General features: G+C 70.5%; 15 protein-coding genes, 1 pseudogene and 3 riboswitches. Of the genes and pseudogenes, 9 read left to right on the forward strand and 7 right to left on the reverse strand.

Annotated features, from left to right (window positions below; translation table 11 throughout):
- Positions 1–9 precede the first annotated feature (9 nt).
- A complete protein-coding gene (locus tag QTI45_RS07295) occupies positions 10–1,278 on the forward strand; it encodes an FIST signal transduction protein (protein WP_286371067.1) in 1,269 nt (422 codons plus the stop codon).
- Positions 1,279–1,394: 116 nt separating this feature from the next.
- On the opposite strand, the gene QTI45_RS07300 is transcribed toward QTI45_RS07295, so the two are convergent.
- From QTI45_RS07300 to QTI45_RS07310, 3 genes are all read right to left on the reverse strand, one after another.
- Positions 1,395–2,696, reverse strand: coding sequence for a D-amino acid dehydrogenase (locus QTI45_RS07300; protein ID WP_286371068.1), 1,302 nt, complete (start codon positions 2,694–2,696; stop codon positions 1,395–1,397).
- Between the two features lie 89 nt (positions 2,697–2,785).
- A riboswitch (glycine riboswitch) is annotated at positions 2,786–2,893 on the reverse strand.
- Positions 2,894–2,995: riboswitch (glycine riboswitch) on the reverse strand.
- A gap of 27 nt (positions 2,996–3,022) precedes the next feature.
- Positions 3,023–4,255: an FAD-dependent oxidoreductase gene (locus QTI45_RS07305; protein WP_286371069.1), complete on the reverse strand. Its 1,233-nt coding sequence runs from the start codon at positions 4,253–4,255 to the stop codon at positions 3,023–3,025.
- 79 nt (positions 4,256–4,334) lie between these two features.
- A riboswitch (glycine riboswitch) is annotated at positions 4,335–4,442 on the reverse strand.
- A 138-nt stretch (positions 4,443–4,580) separates the two neighbouring features.
- On the reverse strand, positions 4,581–5,315 hold the full coding sequence (locus QTI45_RS07310; protein ID WP_286371070.1) for a helix-turn-helix domain-containing protein: 735 nt from the start codon (positions 5,313–5,315) through the stop codon (positions 4,581–4,583).
- 126 nt (positions 5,316–5,441) lie between these two features.
- Here QTI45_RS07310 and QTI45_RS07315 point away from each other — a divergent pair, with 126 nt between their 5' ends.
- The 6 genes and pseudogenes from QTI45_RS07315 to QTI45_RS07340 all read left to right on the forward strand — a co-directional run bounded on the left by QTI45_RS07315 (position 5,442) and on the right by QTI45_RS07340 (position 10,524).
- On the forward strand, positions 5,442–6,287 hold the full coding sequence (locus QTI45_RS07315; RefSeq protein WP_286371071.1) for a hypothetical protein: 846 nt from the start codon (positions 5,442–5,444) through the stop codon (positions 6,285–6,287).
- A gap of 38 nt (positions 6,288–6,325) precedes the next feature.
- Positions 6,326–8,278, forward strand: coding sequence for an MFS transporter (locus tag QTI45_RS07320; RefSeq protein ID WP_286371072.1), 1,953 nt, complete (start codon positions 6,326–6,328; stop codon positions 8,276–8,278).
- A 10-nt stretch (positions 8,279–8,288) separates the two neighbouring features.
- On the forward strand, positions 8,289–8,942 hold the full coding sequence (locus QTI45_RS07325) for a phosphatase PAP2 family protein (RefSeq protein ID WP_286371073.1): 654 nt from the start codon (positions 8,289–8,291) through the stop codon (positions 8,940–8,942).
- Between the two features lie 108 nt (positions 8,943–9,050).
- A complete protein-coding gene (locus tag QTI45_RS07330) occupies positions 9,051–9,209 on the forward strand; it encodes a hypothetical protein (RefSeq protein WP_286371074.1) in 159 nt (52 codons plus the stop codon).
- Positions 9,206–9,523 (forward strand): hypothetical protein, encoded by a 318-nt coding sequence (locus QTI45_RS07335; protein WP_286654320.1) that lies wholly within the window; start codon positions 9,206–9,208, stop codon positions 9,521–9,523. Before QTI45_RS07330 ends, QTI45_RS07335 begins: the two co-directional genes overlap by 4 nt.
- Positions 9,429–10,524, forward strand: a pseudogene (locus QTI45_RS07340) (serine endopeptidase). Before QTI45_RS07335 ends, QTI45_RS07340 begins: the two are co-directional and overlap by 95 nt.
- On the opposite strand, the gene QTI45_RS07345 reads toward QTI45_RS07340, so the two are convergent.
- Positions 10,497–11,276: an SDR family NAD(P)-dependent oxidoreductase gene (locus tag QTI45_RS07345; RefSeq protein ID WP_286371076.1), complete on the reverse strand. Its 780-nt coding sequence runs from the start codon at positions 11,274–11,276 to the stop codon at positions 10,497–10,499. The pseudogene QTI45_RS07340 and the gene QTI45_RS07345 overlap by 28 nt on opposite strands.
- Before the next feature lie 88 nt (positions 11,277–11,364).
- Here QTI45_RS07345 and QTI45_RS07350 point away from each other — a divergent pair, with 88 nt between their 5' ends.
- Complete coding sequence (locus tag QTI45_RS07350; protein ID WP_286653903.1) at positions 11,365–12,300, forward strand: aldose 1-epimerase; 936 nt, start codon at positions 11,365–11,367, stop codon at positions 12,298–12,300.
- On the opposite strand, the gene tgt is transcribed toward QTI45_RS07350, so the two are convergent.
- From tgt to queA, 3 genes are read right to left on the reverse strand one after another with little or no spacing between them, the layout of a single operon-like run.
- Positions 12,297–13,487: a tRNA guanosine(34) transglycosylase Tgt gene (gene tgt / locus QTI45_RS07355; RefSeq protein WP_286653904.1), complete on the reverse strand. Its 1,191-nt coding sequence runs from the start codon at positions 13,485–13,487 to the stop codon at positions 12,297–12,299. The genes QTI45_RS07350 and tgt overlap by 4 nt on opposite strands.
- The gene (locus QTI45_RS07360) at positions 13,484–14,719 is read right to left on the reverse strand and encodes a PQQ-dependent sugar dehydrogenase (RefSeq protein WP_286653905.1); all 1,236 of its coding nucleotides are present in this window, start codon (positions 14,717–14,719) and stop codon (positions 13,484–13,486) included. The genes tgt and QTI45_RS07360 overlap by 4 nt, the downstream gene beginning before the upstream one ends.
- Entirely contained in the window at positions 14,716–15,759 is a 1,044-nt protein-coding gene (queA, locus tag QTI45_RS07365) for a tRNA preQ1(34) S-adenosylmethionine ribosyltransferase-isomerase QueA (protein ID WP_286653906.1), read from the reverse strand. Before queA ends, QTI45_RS07360 begins: the two co-directional genes overlap by 4 nt.
- A gap of 79 nt (positions 15,760–15,838) precedes the next feature.
- On the opposite strand from queA, the gene recG reads away from it, so the two are divergent.
- On the forward strand, positions 15,839–17,989 hold the full coding sequence (gene recG / locus QTI45_RS07370) for an ATP-dependent DNA helicase RecG (protein WP_286653907.1): 2,151 nt from the start codon (positions 15,839–15,841) through the stop codon (positions 17,987–17,989).

A 17,989-nucleotide genomic window follows, 5' to 3' on the forward strand; every position in this document is an offset into this window, starting at 1 on the left:
GCCGGGCCCATGAAACTCTTTCCTTCGGGGCATGCCACCCATCCGCAGTGGCGCATGGCCGCAGGGCTGGTGCTGGCGCAGTTGCGGGCCCAGATGGCGCTGCCCGACTACGCCCACTCGCCGACGCTGGGCCTGCTCTACATCACCGACCACTACGGGGCCGATGCCCAGGAGATCCTCGATCACCTGGGCGCCGAGTTGCCCGAGATCACCGACTGGACCGGCACCGTCGGCGTCGGCGTGGCCGCCAACAACGCCGAGTACTTCGACGAGCCGGCGCTCAGCGTGATGCTGTGCGCGCTGCCCAGCGACCAGTACCGCGTGTTTTCCGGCGTGGCGCCGCTCGCCAGTTCCGAGATGAGCGGCTTCGCCGCCCACACGGCGCTGGTGCATGCCGACCCGCGCACCCCCGAACTTGGCGAACTGATCGCCGAAATGGCGGAGCGCACCGACACCGGCTACCTGTTCGGCGGCCTGTCCTCCGGCCGGGTCGGCTCGCTGCAGTTCGCGATCGGCGGCAACGGCAACATCCGGGGGCATGGCGCCGTGGGCGGCGTGTTCTCGGGCGGCCTGTCGGGCGTGGTGTTCGGCGACGGCGTGCGGCTGGTCTCGCGCGTGACCCAGGGCTGCCAGCCGGTGTCGCGCGAGCGCGAGATCACGCGGGCCGACGGCAATCTGCTGCTGGAACTCGATGGCGAGCCCGCGCTCGACGTGCTGCTGGCCGACCTGCGGGTTTCGCTCGACGCGCCCGAGCAGGCCATCGAAGCGGTGCGTGCCACGCTGGTCGGCCTGGTCGAGGCCGGCAGCGACGGTGTCCGGCGCACCGGCGACCTGGGGGCCGACGTGCGGGTGCGCCACATCATCGGCCTCGACCCGACGCGTCGCGGCGTGGCGATCGCGGATGTGGCCGAAACCGGGATGCGCATGAGCTTCTGCCGCCGCAGCGTGCAGACCGCGCGTGCCGACCTGATGCGCGTCTGCGCCGAGATCCGCGAGGAACTCGAGCCGCAGGAACAGACGCTCGCGACCGCGCGCGAGATCGCCGCCGGCGAGGCCGAGGCAGCGCCGCATCCGGCGCGCCGCATCGCGGGCGCGATCTACGTGAGCTGCTCGGGGCGCGGCGGGCCGCACTTCGGCGCCCCGGGCGCCGAACTGCAGATCGTGCGGCATGCGCTCGGCGACGTCCCGCTGGTCGGCTTCTTCGCCGCCGGCGAGATCGCCCGCAATCACCTCTACGGCTATACAGGCGTGCTGACGGTGTTCACCAGCAACGACTGAAGGCCCCCACGCTCCCCCACTGCGTGTGGGTCGCTGCCCCCCGAGGGGGCCGCAGGCCGCCTTGGGGCGGCCCGGCGCCGGCCTGGGCGCCCACGCTCCCGCGCCGGCCTGAGCGCTCAGGCCGGCTGCAGGGCCGGGGACGGCCCCGAGCGGGTGCCGGTGAAGGCGAAGTCGACTTCCGGCGCCAGCCCGCTGACGATGCGCGCGATCGACTTGCCCGAGCCGCAGGCATGGGTCCAGCCCAGCGTGCCGTGGCCCGTGTTCAGGAACATGTTGGGAAGCCGGGTGCCGCCGATCAGCGGCACGTTGCTCGGCGTCGCCGGGCGCAGGCCGGTCCAGAACTGCGCGCCGGAGGCATCGCCGGCTCCGGGGAACAGTTCCTCGACGCGCCGCACGATCGCCTCGCATCGCACCGCGTTCAGGTCGCGGTCGTAGCCGTTGAGCTCGGCCGTGCCGGCGATGCGCAGGCGATCGCCCGTGGCCGAGGTGTAGCGCGAGAACACCAGCTTGAATTCGTCGTCGGTCAGCGAGACCTGGTGCGCCTTCGAGGCGTCCTTGACCGGCATCGTCACCGAGTAGCCCTTGGCCGGATAGATCGGCAGCCGGATGCCCAGCGGCGCCGCGAGCAGCGGGCTCATCGAGCCCATCGCGAGCACATAGGCGTCGCCCCGAACGCGCTGGAAGCGGCCTTCGCTGTCGGTCGCCTCGACGTGGTCGATGCGGCCGCCGGCTTCGCGCAGGGCGGTCACGGTATGGCCCATGAGGAAGCGGACGCCCGCTGCCTCGGCGAGCCCGGCCAGCCCGCGTGCGAAGCGGTTGGCATCGCCCGACTCGTCCTCGGCCGTGTAGGTCGCGCCGGCCAGCTTGGGGCGGATGTGCGACAGCGCGGGCTCGAGCCTCACCGCCTCGTCGGCCGAGATCACCTGCCGGTCGCAGCCCAGCGCGCGCATCTGCTCGGCCGGCGCCAGCGCGGCGTCGAACTCCTTCTGCGTCGTGTAGAAGTGCAGGATGCCCTGGGTGCGCTGGTCGTAGTCGATCCCGGTGTCGCGCCGCAGCTGCTGCAGCGTGTCGCGGCTGTAGGTGCCCAGGCGCACGATCTGCTCGATGTTGTGGCGGGTGCGCGCCGGCGTGCATTCGCGCAGGAACTGCAGGCCCCAGAGCCACTGGCGCATGTCGGCGCGAATGCGGAACAGCAGGGGTGCATCCTCCCTGCCGAGCCACTGCAGCACCTTGAGCGGCGCCCCCGGATTGGCCCATGGCTCGGCATGGCTGACCGAGATCTGGCCGCCGTTGGCGAAGCTGGTTTCTGCCGCCGGCGTGGCCTGGCGGTCGACCACGGTCACTTCGTGGCCGAGTTGCTGGAGGTAGTAGGCCGAGGTCACGCCGAGCAGGCCGGCGCCAAGAACGATCACGCGCATATCGAGAACCCTTGATGGTTGCAGCGCTCGAACGCGAGGAAAACGGATTGCTGTCGGAAACGAAAGCAACCGGACCGCGCGTCCAAGTTGCCGCTCCCCCTGTCCTCGGTACCTGAGAGATTCACCCGCTGCGCCCGCAACGGGTTTGCTCCTTCGGTGCACCACGCTTGGCGTGGTGGCTCTCCAGACGGCTTTGACAGTGAACTGCAGTACGAGCCCATCGCGTGGGCCGACCTGAGCGTTTATGGGAGTTTGCGCCTTCGGTGGGGCCCGTGGGCCCGCTCTCCTGCAGTGGGCGGATTGTAGTGGGCTTGCGCCTTCCCGCGCTAGGGGCGGCGGAACGCGAAGTCGAGTTCGGGCCGGAGGCCGCTGACGATGCGCGCGATCGACTTGCCCGCGCCGCAGGCGTGGACCCAGGTGCGCGTGCCGGGTGCCGTGTTCAGGAACAGGTTCGGCAGCCGGGTCTTGCCGATCATCGGCAGCCGGTTGGTGCTGGACGCCTGCATCGCGGTGTCGAAGCTGGCGCGCGCGGCGTCGGCGACGCCAGGCAGCAGCATCTCGGTGCGGCGCACGATCGCCCGGAAGCGGTCCGAGTCGGGTTCGGCTTCCTCGTCGAGCCCGGCCTGCACGATGGCCTGGACCCGCAGCTGGTCGCCGGACGGCGATTCGATCCGCGTGATGCGCAGCTTGCCCTGGCGGTCGCGCAACGGGATGCGCGGTGCCAGCGCGGGGTTCAGCAGCGGCATCGTGACGATGTATTCGCGCACGAAGCGCAGCGGCATGTCGATGCCCAGGTCTTCGGCGTGCGGCACGCTCGATGCGCCCAGCGCCAGCACGTAGGCCTGTCCGCGCAGGGTGGTCGGCTGGCCGGCGGCATCGAGCAGTTCGACATGGTCGATGCGGCCGTCCCGCTCCTTGAGTGCGACCACGGTGTGGCGGGTCATGAAGCGCACGCCGGCGGCGCGGCAGAGGAACACCAGGCTGGCGGCGAACTGCGCGGGATCGCGCGCCGGGTCCTCCAGCGCGTAGGTCGCACCGGCCAGCCTGCTGCGCATCGCCTTCAGCGCCGGTTCGACGACGAGCGCTTCATCGGCCGACAGCAGCCGTTCCTCGCAGCCGAGCGAGGACCAGTGCGTGGCGCCGGCGATCCGGACGCGAAAGGCGTCGGCATCGGTGTAGAGGTTCAAGAGGCCGGTCGAACGGCTGCCGTGGGAGACGCCGGCTTCCTCGCGCAGGGCGCGCGCGCTCTTGCGGCTGTAGGCGGCCAGGCGCACCAGATGGTCGAGCGGATCGCGCTTGGGCGGCGTGCCGACGGCCCGGTCCATGAGCCGCGAGAGGCCGCGGCGGATGCCGTCGCACAGACGGGACAGCTTCTTGCCGCGCCGCGGCGCAGCGCCCGCGGCACGCAGCGCATGCGGGCTGGCGGTGGTCGCCATCCCGCGGGCCTTGGCTGCCGGCGTGGCATGCCGGTCGACCACGGTCACCTCGTGGCCGAGCTGCTGAAGATAGTAGGCCGAAGTCACGCCGAGCAAGCCGGCGCCAAGTACAACCACGCGCATGTCCGAATCCTTTTGGGAGGGCATGAACGGCGGGCGTTAGCGCTCACTGTAGGAAGCGGCAAGACCCGGGGTTCAGACTGCCGCTCCCCCTGTCTCTGTTACCTGAGAGTTTCACCACCTGGCCACGGGCCACAGGTTTGCTCCTTCGGTGCACCACTTGGCGTGGTGACTCTCCAGTCGGCGATTGATCGAATTGAGGCAGTATTCGAACCGCGATTGCGGCGGTTCACCTGAGCGTTCATGGGAGATTGCGCCATCGGTGGGACGCTTGCGTCCGCTTTTCTGCGAGGGCGAATTTTATCGAAGAAACCGGTTTCTGTGTGTTTCAGGCCCTGCGCAGGCGGGTGAACAGCTCGAACTCCCAGTTCCGCATGCCCAGCAGCAGGGTGTAGCCCTCGCGCTCCTTGGGGGTCAGCTTCTGGTCCGTCTGGTGCTGCTGGGCGAAATCCTGCGCCACTCGCTGCAGCCGGTCCAGGAAGGCCGGCGCCAGCGATTTGCTGATCGAGCCGTGCACCAGCAGCAGGCCCTCGGCCGGGCCGTCGAAGCCGCCGCGGTAGTAGTCGAGCACCACGTTCTCGCGGAAGAAATCCATCACCGGGCCGTGCGGCCGCCAGCGGAAGGTCTTGGCCAGCTTGAGACGGTAGCGATTCAGCGGCCGCAGCTCGATGATGCCGATCCGGTCCAGCTGTGCCAGGTAGCCGATGCATTCGGCTTCGGTGATGCGGTAGGCGCCGACGATCTGCTCCAGCGTCCACTGGCTCAGCACGCAGATCGCCAGCAGCAGCAGCTTCTTGTCCTTCACCACCGCCTTCTCCTGCTCGAGCGTGAGCTCCTTGAGCAGCGGCTGCGCGTCCGCCACCCGGCGCGCCAGTTCGGCGAAGTCGATCTTCAGCGCCCGGCAGATGGCGTCGACCCGGGTCAGCGGCATGTCTCCCTTGGCCAGCATCCGCTTGACGCTGGACTCGGCCATGTCGAGCGACCTGGCCAGGTCGGCATAGGTCATGTGGGCGGACTTGAGTTCGTTCTTGAGGGCGTTGACCAGGTCGACAGTGGTACTCATGGCGGGAGGGAGTATTGCGGATTGATACCGGAGGTGGTGAAAAAGTGCTCCGTATCGATTCTCGATGCCGTCCGACGGGTTGACAACCTAGATTCCACTTCCTCGAGCCACCCACCGGAGCCTGCCATGTCCTCCCTGCCGCCCCTTTCCCGTCGCGAACGCTCCCTGCTGGCGCTGGCCGCGCTGCTGGTCGGCGCGGCGGTCCTCGGCCCGTCGGTGCCTGCGCCCGCGCTGGGGGGTGCTCCTTTCGCCGATGGTCAGCCGTGGCGGGCGCTGCCGAATGCGATGGACGTGCTCAGCAACCTGCCGTTCGCGGTGCTGGGCATCTGGGGCCTGCGCACCCTGCGCCGGCTGGACCGGGCCCACGAACAGCTGCAGGATGCGGCGCCGCTGCCGCAGGCCGAGGTGCAGCCCCCGGTCAACGCGCTCGACTGCGCCTGGATGTTCTTCGCCGGCCTGGTCCTCACTGCGCTCGGCTCGGCCTTCTACCACCTGCAGCCGGACGACCTGCGGCTCGCGGCGGACCGGGCCGGCATGGCGGTGGCCTTCGCGGGACTGGTCGGCTTCGCGGTCTGCGAACGGGTCAGCGCCCGCGCCGGCTGGCCGGCCGCCTGGTTCACCTTCGGCGGCGGCTTGCTGGCGGCGGCGGTCTGTCATGTCAGCGGCAATGCCTTGCCCTGGGCGTTGCTGCAGCTGGGCGGCATGGCGCTGGTGCTGGCACTGGCGCTGACCCGGCCGGTGGCCGGCGCCATCGGCCTCAAGCTTGGCTGGGTGCTGTTCTTCTACGCGCTGGCCAAGCTGTTCGAGCTGGCCGACCATGCGATCTATGCGGCCACGCACCAGCTGCTGTCGGGCCACAGCCTCAAGCACCTGACCGCCGCGCTGGCGGCGCTCCCGGTGCTGCACGCGCTGCAGGCCATGGGCCGGCAGACGCTGCGGCACAATCCGCACGCTGCTGTGTTGACCGCCTGAGACCTGGCGGGACCAGGCATTCCGGCCCCCCCCTTCGAATGACACCCACCACCGAAGCCGCATCCGCCAGCCCGTCCGAGGGGCCCGCCCACACCAACCAGTTCGCACTGCTCGGGCAGCGTCGCTTCGCGCCCTTCTTCTGGACCCAGTTCGCCGGCGCGGCCAACGACAACCTGTTCAAGTTCGCCTTCACGGTGATGGTCACCTACCAGCTGCAGCTGGTCTGGATGCCGCCGGCGATGGCGGGACTGGCGATCGGCGCGCTGTTCATCCTGCCCTTCCTGCTGTTCTCGGCCACCGCCGGCCAGCTCACCGACAAGCACGACAAGACGAAGATGATCCGCTTCGTCAAGAACCTCGAGATCGCGATCATGGCGATCGCCGCCTGGGGCTTCATACGGGCCGACGCCGTGGTGCTGCTGGCCTGCGTGTTCCTCATGGGGCTGCACTCGACCCTGTTCGGCCCGGTGAAGTTCGCCTACCTGCCGCAGGTGCTGGCGCCGCGCGAGCTCACCGGCGGCAACGGCATGGTCGAGATGGGCACTTTCGTGGCCATCCTGCTCGGCCAGGTCGCCGGCGGCCTGCTGGTCGCCCTGCCGCAGGTCGGCCACGCCAGCGTCGCCGTCGCCTGCCTGCTGCTGGCGCTGGGCGGCCGTGCGATGGCGCAGGCGATCCCGCCGGCCCCGGCCACCGACCCGGGCCTGGCGATGAACTGGAACCCGGTCAGCGAGACCTGGCGCAACCTCAAGCTCGCGCACGGCAATCTGGTGGTGTTCCGCTCGCTGCTGGGCATCTCCTGGATGTGGTTCTTCGGCGCGGTCTTCCTGGCCCAGTTCCCGAGTTTCGCGAAGGATGTGCTGCACGGCGACGAGCAGGTCGCCTCGCTGCTGCTGGTGGTGTTCTCGGTCGGCATCGGCGCCGGCTCGCTGCTGTGCGAGACGCTGAGCCGGCGCCAGGTCGAGATCGGCCTGGTGCCGCTGGGCGCGATCGGCATGAGCGTGTTCGCCGTCGACCTGTACTTCGCCTCGCGCGGGCTGCCGGCCGCAGCGCAGATGGGGCTCGGCGCCTTCACGGCCCAGCCCGCGCACTGGCGCGTGATGGCCGACCTGGGCCTGCTGTCGCTGTTCGCCGGGCTCTACAGCGTGCCGATGTACGCGCTGATCCAGCTGCGCAGCCGGCCCACCCACCGGGCCCGTATCATCGCGGCCAACAACATCCTGAACGCGCTCTTCATGATCGCCAGCTCGGTCATCGCCGGGGCGCTGCTGAAGGCCGGCTTCACGATTCCGCAGATCTTCCTCATCACCGGCATCGCCAACGCGGTGGTCGCCTTCTACATCTTCATGCTGGTTCCCGAATACCTGCTTCGCTTCCTGGCCTGGGTGCTCTCGCACTTCGTCTACCGCTTCGACATCCGGGGTCAGGAGCACATTCCGGCCGAGGGGCCGGCGGTGCTGGTCTGCAACCACGTGAGCTTCGTCGACGCGGTGCTGCTGATGGCCGCCAGCCCGCGACCGATCCGCTTCATCATGGACCACCGGATCTTCCGCGTGCCGGTGCTCGGCGCGCTGTTCCGGCTCGCCAAGGCGATCCCGATCGCGCCGCAGAAGGAAGACCCGGCCGCCTACGAGCAGGCCTTCGCCGACGCGGTGCAAGTGCTGCGCGAAGGCGATCTGCTCGCCATCTTCCCGGAGGGTGCGATCACGCGCGACGGCAGCCTGCAACCGTTCAAGGGCGGCGTCATGAAGATCCTCGAAGGCGCGCGGGCCGAGGGGGTCGAGCCGCCGGTGATCCCGATGGCGCTGACCAATCTCTGGGGCTCGTTCTTCAGCCGGATCGAGGCGCGTGACGGCCAGAACGTCGCCATGGTGCGGCCGTTCCGGCGCGGCTTCTTCAGCCGCGTCGGGCTGCGCGTCGGCAGCGCGATGCCTGGCGCCGAGGTCCGGCCCGAAACCCTGCAGCGGCGCGTGAGCGTGCTTCTCGGCACCTGACGCCCGCCCGATGCCCGGCCCCCACGAATTCCTGCACGCGATCACCTGGCTCGGTGACAGCGGCTTCCTGTTGCCCGCCGCCCTCTGGATCACGGTCTGGCTCGGCATCCGCAGCCCCACCCGCCCGCTGGCGCTGCTGTGGATCCTGCTGTTCGGCTTCGGCGGCGGGCTGATCGCGACCTCGAAGATCGCCTTCCTGGGCTGGGGCATCGGCAGCGCCAGGCTCGACTTCACGGGCTTCAGTGGCCACACGGCGATCGCGGCCAGCGTCTGGCCGGTCGCCTGCTGGCTGGCGGTCTCGCGCTGGGAGCATCCCGTGCGGGTCGCGGCGGCGGTCTTCGGATGGCTGCTCGCCGCCTTCATCGGGCTGACCCGGCTGGCGCTCGACGCCCATTCGGTGTCGGAGGTGGTCGCCGGCTATGCGCTGGGCGTCGCGGTCAGCGGCATCTTCCTCTGGTGGCAGCATCGACTGCCGCACCCCCGCATCAGCTGGACGCTGGTGCTGCTGAGCCTGGCGACCCCGGTGCTGTTCCTCAAGCCCGGCACGCCGGCGCCGACCCAGGGGCTGCTCGAAAGGATCGCGGTGCGGCTGGCCGGGATCGAGCAGCCTTTCACGCGCGCCGATCTGCTGGCGGGGCGTCGGACACCGCTGGGTATCAAGTAACGATACCGGCGGCGCACGGTATCGCCACCGTGCCATTAATGCATCCCGGGCGGCGAGGGCGCGGACCATGATCCGCGCACTTTTTCACACCCTGGCGGAGAGGACCCCATGAAGCAGTACCTGCTCACTTTCCTGGTCGCGGCCTGCGCGGCCTGCACCCACATCGTCGCGCCGGCCAAGGCCCCGGCGCAGGGCGACGCCCTCGCCACCTCGTCGATGCTGCCGGCCATGGGGCGGGTCCTGCCGCAGGGCGGAAATCCGTGGTGAGCCGTCAGTCCACCAATTTCGGTCCCTACGAGCACGAGTACCGCCAGCGGGTGTCGCGTCCGCAGCACCTCGCGAAGCTGGGGCTGCAGGCCGCGGCGATGGCCGCGACCGTGATCGTGGCCGGCGTGTTCGTGTTCCCGATGGACCCGGATGCGCGGCAGGCCATCGTCCAGAATCAGCCCGCAGGGATCGTCCCGTCGTCAACAGAGGAAGAATGCAATGAGCAAGGCACTGCGCCTGTCCGAAAAGTGGTTTCGCCGCGGCCTCTGGGTGGTGGCGATTGTGTTCGCCAGCTTCCTGGTCGGGCTCGGTAGCACGAGTCGGCGACCTGCCCCAGGTCGAGCACCGGCTCGAACTCGACGACTTCATCGACCGCGCGGCGGCCGACCCGCTGCGCGACACGGTGCGCGAGGCCGAGCGCAGCGAGCAGCAGGCCGCGCGCGAGCGCGAGCAGGCGGATCTCAAGCTGGTCACGGCGCAGCAGGCCAGCCGGGCGGCGCGCGAGACCTTCGGCAACTGGCTCGCCACCCGCCGCGCCACCGCCCAGCCCGACCAGGACACCGAGCTGATCGCCCGCACCCGGGCGCTCGACGCGCTGAAGTCGAAGGAGGACGAGGCCGAGCGCAACGTGGTGGCGCAGCGGCAGATCGCGCTCGACGGCCGGCAGTCGCGGCAGCGGGCCCAGCAGCAGCTCGCGGTGCTCGAGGAGGCGGCGCGCAAGAAGCTCGAAGCCGAGAACCGCAAGGTCGAGCTGCGCGTCTTCCTGTACCGGCTGGCGCTCACGCTGCCGCTGCTGGTGATCGCCGGCTGGCTGTTCGCGAAGAAGCGCAAGAGCAGCTGGTGGCCCTTCGTGTGGGGCTTCATCTACTTCGCGCTGTTCGCCTTCTTCGTCGAACTGGTGCCCTACCTGCCGAGCTACGGCGGCTACGTGCGCTACGTGGTGGGCATCGTGGTGACCGTGCTGGTCGGGCGCTACGCGATCCTGGCGCTCAACCGCTACCTGGCGCGGCAGAAGCTCGCGGAGGCGCAACCCGAGACGGTGCGGCGCAACGAGCTGAGCTACGACACGGCCTTGGCGCGGCTGGCCAAGAGCGTGTGTCCGGGCTGCGAGCGTCCGGTGGACCTCAAGAACACCGAGATCGACTTCTGCCCGCACTGCGGCATCGGCCTGTTCGACCATTGCCGGGCCTGCGATGCGCGCAAGAGCGCCTTCGCCAAGTTCTGCCACGCCTGCGGCACGGCGGCGGAAGCGGCGGGCACGCCTCCCGCACCGTTGCCCGGCCCGCTTCAGGTCCAGCCGGCGTCCACCACGTAGTCCTGGGCGGTGCACATCTTCGAATCGTCGGCGGCGAGGAACAGCGCCATGCTGGCGATGTCCTCGGCCATCACACGGCCCGGCAGGCACTGGGCGGCGTCGATCTCGGCGGCCGATTCGGGCTTGACCCACAGGCGCAGCTGGCGCTCGGTCATGACCCAGCCCGGCACGATCGAGTTGACCCGGATGCGGGCCTTGCCGAGGTCGCGCGCCAGCGAGCGCGTGAGTCCGCGCGCGGCCGACTTGCAGGCCTGGTAGACCGGGTAGCCGGCGCCCTTGATCATCCAGCTGATCGAGCCGAAGTTGATGATCGAGCCGCCGCCGAGCCCGCGCATGTCGTCGGCCACCGCCTGGGCAGCGAAGAACTGGTGCTTGAAGTTGACCGCCACCAGGCGATCGAAATCTTCGCTCGTGACGTCGGCCATCTGGTGGCGGCGGTCGTTGGCGGCATTGTTGAGCAGCACCTGGATCGGCCCGAAGTGCGCCCGCACCGCGGCGATCGCGGCGCCCAGCGCGGCCACATCGGTGACATCGCAGACCTGGAACAGCGGCGCGTTGCTGCCGCCCAGCTGCTGCGCCAGCGCGCTGCCGGCGGCGGCGTCGAGGTCGCAGAAGCCGACCCGCGCGCCCTGCGCATGGAAGGCGCGCACCAGGCTCTCGCCGATGCCGGAGGCGCCGCCGGAAATGAAGACGGTGCGCCCGGCCAGCGACGGGTAGATGGCGGAGGGGGCAGGGGAGGTCGATGAGGTCATGCGCAAATTCTGACCGCCACCCGTGCCGCTCGCCACCCGTGTGAACGAGAATGCCCGCGTTCGCAACCGCTGACGGGATGCCCATCGCATGAATCACGACGAGACAGACGCAGCCGGCTCCGGTGGCCTGGTCGAACTCGCAGCCGGCCGGTTGCGGCTGCTGCTGGCGCCGCAGGTGGGTGGCGCCATCGCGGCCCTGCACGAGCAGCGCGGCGGCGAGCGGCTCGACTGGCTGCGGCCGGCCTCCGCGCAGGATGTGGCGCGCGGCGATCCCTTCGCGATGGGCAGCTTTCCTTTGCTGCCCTGGTGCAACCGCATCCGTGACAGCCGTGCGCGCTTCGCGGGCCGCGACATCGCGATCGCCGCCACGCACCCGGCACGGCCGTCGGGCAAGCACGCGCTGCACGGCCTCGGGTGGCTGCGGCCCTGGCAGGTGGCCGAGGCCGGACCGGCCCATGCCCGGCTCACGCTGGCCTTCGAGGCCGACGATCAATGGCCCTGGGCCTTCGAGGCCTCGCAGCGCTTCGAACTCGATCCGGCGGGGCTTCGCTGCACGCTGGCGCTGACCAACCGCGACACGGCGCCGATGCCCGCCGGCATCGGCCATCACCCGTACTTTGCGCACCGTCCCGGCACGCGGCTGCGCAGCGCGACCGCGGCCATGTGGCGTTCCGATGCCGAAGTGATGCCGGTGGCCCTGGAGCCGACCGCCGAAGTGGCGCGGCTGCGCGAGGGCGTGCTGCTGTCGGAACTCGACCTCGACAACAACTTCGCGGGCTGGCAGCGCGAGGCCCGCATCGAGTGGCCCGATGTGGCTCGCACGCTGGTGCTGGCGGCCGAAGCGCCGCTGGATTTCTTCGTCCTCTACTGTCCGCGCGGCGGCGGGCATTTCTGCGCCGAGCCGGTGAGCCAGTGCACCGATGCGATCCATCTCGCGGGCCGCCACGGGACGGAGGAGATCGGCGGCGCGGTGCTGGCGCCGGGCGAGACGCTGGCGGGGTCCTGGACCTTGCGCTCGGCCTAGATGCCGCGCGCCCGGTCCGCCTTGAAGCGGGCGCGGAATTCGGCGAAGGAGCCGGCGTCGAGCGCCTCGCGGATCTCGCGCATCAGGTTCAGGTAGTAGTGCAGGTTGTGGATGGTGGTCAGCATCGGCCCCAGCATCTCGCCGCAGCGGTCGAGGTGGTGCAGGTAGGCGCGGCTGAAGCCGTCGCGCCCGCCCGCCTCCCACGACACGCCCGAGGCGCCGGCGCAGGCATGGCAGGTACAGCTGGCATCGATGGGCTGCGGGTCGCTCTTGTGGCGGGCGTTGCGCATCTTGAGGTCGCCGTAGCGCGAGAACAGGGTGCCGTTGCGCGCATTGCGGGTCGGCATCACGCAGTCGAACATGTCGACGCCCTGCGCCACGCCTTCGACCAGGTCTTCCGGCGTGCCCACACCCATCAGGTAGCGCGGCTTGTGGGCCGGCAGCAGGTGCGGCGTGTGGGCCATGATGCGCAGCATTTCGTCCTTGGGTTCGCCGACGCTGACGCCGCCGATCGCATAGCCCGGGAAATCCATCTCGACCAGTCTGGCGAGCGATTCCTCGCGCAGGTTCTCGAACATGCCCCCCTGCACGATGCCGAACAGCGCGTTCGGGTTCTCGAGCCGGTCGAACTCCGACTGGCAGCGGCGCGCCCAGCGCAGGCTCAGCTCCATCGACTGGCGGGCTTCGGCCTCGGTCGTCACGTGGCCGTCGACGTCGTAGGGCGTGCATTCGTCGAACTGCATCACGATGTCGCTGTTGAGGATGGTCTGGATCTGCATCGAGACCTCGGGCGTGAGGAACAGCTTGTCGCCGTTGACCGGCGACGCGAAGCGGACGCCTTCCTCGCTGATCTTGCGCATCGCGCCGAGCGACCAGACCTGGAAGCCGCCCGAGTCGGTGAGGATCGGCTTGTCCCATTTCTCGAACTGGTGCAGGCCGCCGAAGGCCGACATGACGTCGAGGCCGGGCCGCATCCACAGGTGGAAGGTATTGCCGAGGATGATCTGTGCGCCCATCTCGTGCAGGCTGCGTGGCATCACGCCCTTGACCGTGCCGTAGGTGCCCACGGGCATGAAGATCGGGGTCTGCACCACGCCATGGTTGAGCGTCAGGGTGCCGCGGCGCGCGTGGCTCTGCGGATCGGTGGCGAGGAGTTCGAATTGCAGGCGAGGCAGTGTGGTGGTCATTTCTTGGGTCTTGCAGAAGCGGCGGCGGAGCCGTCGGAGATCAGCATGAGAACGGTGCGGTTGAAGTCTTCGACCACCAGCATCCGGCCCTGGCGGTCGACGGTCAACCCGGTCGGGCGGCCCAGCGGCCGCACGCCGGGCTGGGCGGTCCAGCCGGCGAGCCAGTCGATCGGGCGGCCCGATGGCATTCCCTTGGCGTCCAGCTTGTAGCCGACCACGCGGTGGCCCGCGGGCCGATGGCCGCGCCAGGCGACCAGCAGCTGGCCGGCGAAGCGGCTGCCGGCAGGCCCGAGCTGCATCTGCAGCGGTGCGACGTGCGCGGGCCAGAGCATCCAGGGCGCCTCGGTGCGGCTGCAGTCGAAGCGTGCCTCGTAGCCGCGGGCCGGCTGGCGGCGGCCCACGCAGTAGGGCCATCCGTAGTGGCGGCCGGCCTGGAGTCGATTGAGCTCCTCGGGCGGCTGGTCGGCCGGGTCGTAGTCGATCGAGTTCTCGCCCTGCAGCACCGTGCCCTTGGCCGGCCCGTCGGCCAGCACTGCCAGTGCGGCCGAATTGCGCAGCCCGGTGGCGAAGGGCCTGAAGGCCTGCAGCCCGAATCCGTCGCCGCCGAAGCTGGCCTCGTAGACCGCGGCGCGCGGCATCGGGCCGGCGCCGTCGGGGCAGGGCAGCGGGTAGGGCTTGGCGCCGTCGCGGCAGTCGTCCGATTCCGAGCCCATGTTCACGTACATCCGGCCGTCCGGACCGAAGGCGAGTTCCTTCAGCGGATGCCTGCCGTCCTGGGGCAGGTCGCCGATCAGCCTCTCGCGCTGCGGCAGGCCCCCGGCCGCGGGGACCGGGGTCCGCCAGATGCTGCCGGCTTCGCCGACGTAGATCTTTCCGTCCGGGCCCAGGGCCAGGCCGAGCGGGCGGTCGAGTTGCTCGGCGAGCACCGTGAAGCGCGCGCGGCGCGGCAGCGGGCCGTCCGCAGGGAGCGTCATCTCGAGCAGGCGGCCCTTGCGCGGCTCCCAGGAGCCCATGTCGACGACCCAGTAGCGTCCGGGCGCGACCTCGAGCACGCGCCGCGGTGCGCGCAGGCCTTCGTTCTCGTCGGCGAGCAGCGCGACGCAAGTGCCGGCCGGGCTGCGGATGTCAAGCCGCGCGTAGTCCCCGCATCGGCCTTGCGGGGTGTAGCCGCGCGCCGCCGCGGCGAGCGGCAGCAGCAGCGTCGCCAGCGCCAGCCAGCACAGGTTCTTCATGGCCGCACCCGCTCCAGCAGCATGGCGTCGCCGTAGCTGAAGAAGCGGTAGCGTTCGCGGATCGCGTGGGCGTAGAGCGCCATCACGCGCTCGTAGCCGGCGAAGGCGCTGACCAGCATCATCAGCGTGCTCTTGGGCAGGTGGAAGTTGGTGACCAGCAGGTCGACATGCGCGAACTCGAAGCCCGGCGTGATGAAGATCCGGGTGTCGCCGCTGGCCTCGCCGCTGCGGGCCCAGCTCTCGAGCGTGCGCACGGTGGTGGTGCCGACCGCGACCACCCGGCCGCCGCGGGCCTTGCACTCGGCGATGGCGCGCTGCGTGGCCTGCGGCACGTCGTAGCGCTCCGCGTGCATCGCGTGTTCGGCGATGTTCTCGGTCTTCACGGGCTGGAAGGTGCCGGCGCCCACGTGCAGCGTGACGCTGGCGCGCTGGACCCCGCGGGCGTCGAGCTCGGACAGCAGCGCGGCGTCGAAATGCAGGGCCGCGGTGGGCGCCGCGACCGCGCCGGGCACGCGCGCGAACACCGTCTGGTAGCGGCTCTCGTCGGCGGCCGAATCGGCGTGCGTGATGTAGGGCGGCAGCGGCACGTGGCCGCAGCGCTCCATCAGCGCGTAGGGGTCCTCGCCCGCCGGGCCGTCGAAACGAAAGCGGAACAGGGCGCCGTCCTCCTCGGGCCAGCGGCCCAGCAGCGTGGCCGTGAAGCCGCCCGTCATGGCCAGCGTGGTGCCGACGGGCGGCTTCTTGCTGACTTTCATGTGGGCCACGACCTCGGCGCCCTGGAGCACCCGCTCGACCAGCAGTTCGAGCTTGCCGCCGGTGGGCTTCTCGCCGAAAAGCCGGGCCTTGACCACCCGCGTGTCGTTGAACACCAGCAGGTCGCCGCTGCGCAGCAGCGAAGGCAGCTGGTTGAAGATGCGGTCGACCGGCGCCGGGCCGGTGCCGTCGAGCAGGCGCGAGGCGCTGCGCTCGGCGGCGGGATGCTGGGCCACCAGTTCGGGCGGCAGATTGAAATCGAAATCGGAAAGCGTGAAGGCGCGCATGGTGCTTGAGGGCCGGACGGGCCCGTGCCAAGGAGGCATGGGAAAGAGGGAGCGGCGAAGAGCCGGGCAGAATTGTCCCATGCCCGCCGCGTCCAAGTCCCCACCAGCAGAAAAGCCCGTTGCCGCACCCGCGCCCGGCACCGGCCTCAGCGCGGTGCAGAGGGCGCTGCGCAAGCTCGGCCTGCTGCGCGACATCGACTTCGCGCTCTACCTGCCGATGCGCTACGAGGACGAGACCCGCATCGTGCGGCTGGCGGACGTGCGCGACGGCGAGATGGCGCAGATCGAGGCGGTCGTGACCGAGAGCGAGGTCGTGTTCCGCCCGCGGCGCCAGCTGATCGTGACCGTGGACGACGGCAGCGACACCTGCCAGCTGCGCTTCTTCAATTTCTATCCCTCGCAGCACAAGCAGCTCGCGGTCGGCGCCCGGGTGCGCGTGCGCGGCGAGGTGCGCGGCGGCTTCATCGGGCGGCAGATGATGCATCCGGCCGTCAAGGCCGCGGGCACCCAGCTTCCCGAGGCGCTGACGCCGGTCTATTCGACCATCGCGGGCCTGGCCCAGCCGGTGCTGCGGCGCGAGGTCCGCAGCGGCCTGGCGCGGGCGGTGCTCGACGAGACCCTGCCCGCGGGCGCCGCGCCGCCCGGCGCCTGGGACCTTCGAAGCGCGCTGAGCTTCCTGCACTATCCCGCGCCCGACGTCTCGATGGCGACGCTGGAGGATCACAGCCATCCGGCCTGGCAGCGGCTCAAGGCCGACGAGCTGCTGGCGCAGCAGCTGTCGCAGTTGCAGGCGCGGCGTGCGCGGGCGGCGCAGCAGGCGCCGGTGCTGGGCGCCGCGCCTGCGGGTGCATCGCTGCACAGCGAGCTGCTGGCCGCGCTGCCCTTCGCATTGACCGGTGCGCAGCAGCGCGTGGGCGACGAGATCACGCGTGACCTGGCGCGCGCGCTGCCGATGCATCGGCTGCTGCAGGGCGACGTCGGCTCCGGCAAGACCGTGGTGGCGGCGCTGGCTGCGGCGCGCTGCATCGACGCCGGCCACCAGTGCGCGCTGATGGCGCCGACCGAAATCCTCGCGGCCCAGCACTTCGGCAAGCTGGTCGGCTGGCTTGATCCGCTGCTGGCCGAGCGGGGCTTGCGCGTCGCCTGGCTCACCGGCAGCCAGAAGAAGAAGGAGCGCGACCAGATGTCGGCCGCGGTCGAGAGCGGCGAGGCGGCGCTGGTGATCGGCACCCACGCCGTGATCTCCGAGAAGGTGCATTTCAGGAGGCTCGCGCTGGCGATCATCGACGAGCAGCACCGCTTCGGCGTCGCCCAGCGGCTGGCCTTGCGCGGCAAGGCGGTCGGCCGCAATGGCGACCCTGAGGCCGGCTTGGGGCGGCCCGGCGCCGGACTCGAACCGCATCTGCTGATGATGAGCGCGACGCCGATCCCGCGCACGCTGGCCATGAGCTACTACGCCGACCTCGATGTCTCCACGCTCGACGAGCTGCCGCCGGGCCGCACGCCGATCGTTACCAAGCTGGTGGCCGAGCACCGCCGCGACGAGGTCATCGACCGGATCCAGGCCCAGCTGCAGCAGGGGCGGCAGGTCTACTGGGTCTGCCCGCTGATCGAGGAGAGCGAGGCGGTCGACCTGCGCAACGCCACCGAGACCCGCGATGAACTGGCGGACGCGCTCGGCGAACAGGTCGGCGTCGGCCTGCTGCATTCGCGCATGCCGACCGCGGAGAAGCAGGCGGTCATGGAGAGCTTCACCGCCAACAGGCTGCAGGTGCTGGTCAGCACCACGGTGATCGAGGTCGGGGTCGACGTGCCCAATGCCTCGCTGATGGTGATCGAGCATGCCGAGCGCTTCGGGCTCTCGCAGCTGCACCAGCTGCGAGGCCGGGTCGGCCGCGGCGCCGCGGCCTCGGCCTGCGTGCTGCTGTACGCGCCCAACGAAGGCGGCCGCGTGGGCGAGACCGCGCGCGCGCGGCTCAAGGCCATGGCCGAGACCGCCGACGGCTTCGAGATCGCGCGCCGCGACCTCGAGATCCGCGGTCCGGGCGAATTCCTCGGGGCGCGCCAGTCGGGTGCGCCGCTGCTGCGCTTCGCCGACCTCAGCACCGACCTCGTGCTGCTCGACTGGGCCCGGGAGCTGGCGCCGCGGATGCTCGACCGGCATCCAGGACTCGCCGCCAGGCACGTGGACCGATGGCTAGGAAGCAAGGCCGAGTACCTCAAGGCCTGA

It is taken from the genome of Variovorax saccharolyticus (genome assembly GCF_030316765.1).
Classification (GTDB): Bacteria; Pseudomonadota; Gammaproteobacteria; order Burkholderiales; family Burkholderiaceae_C; genus Variovorax; species Variovorax saccharolyticus.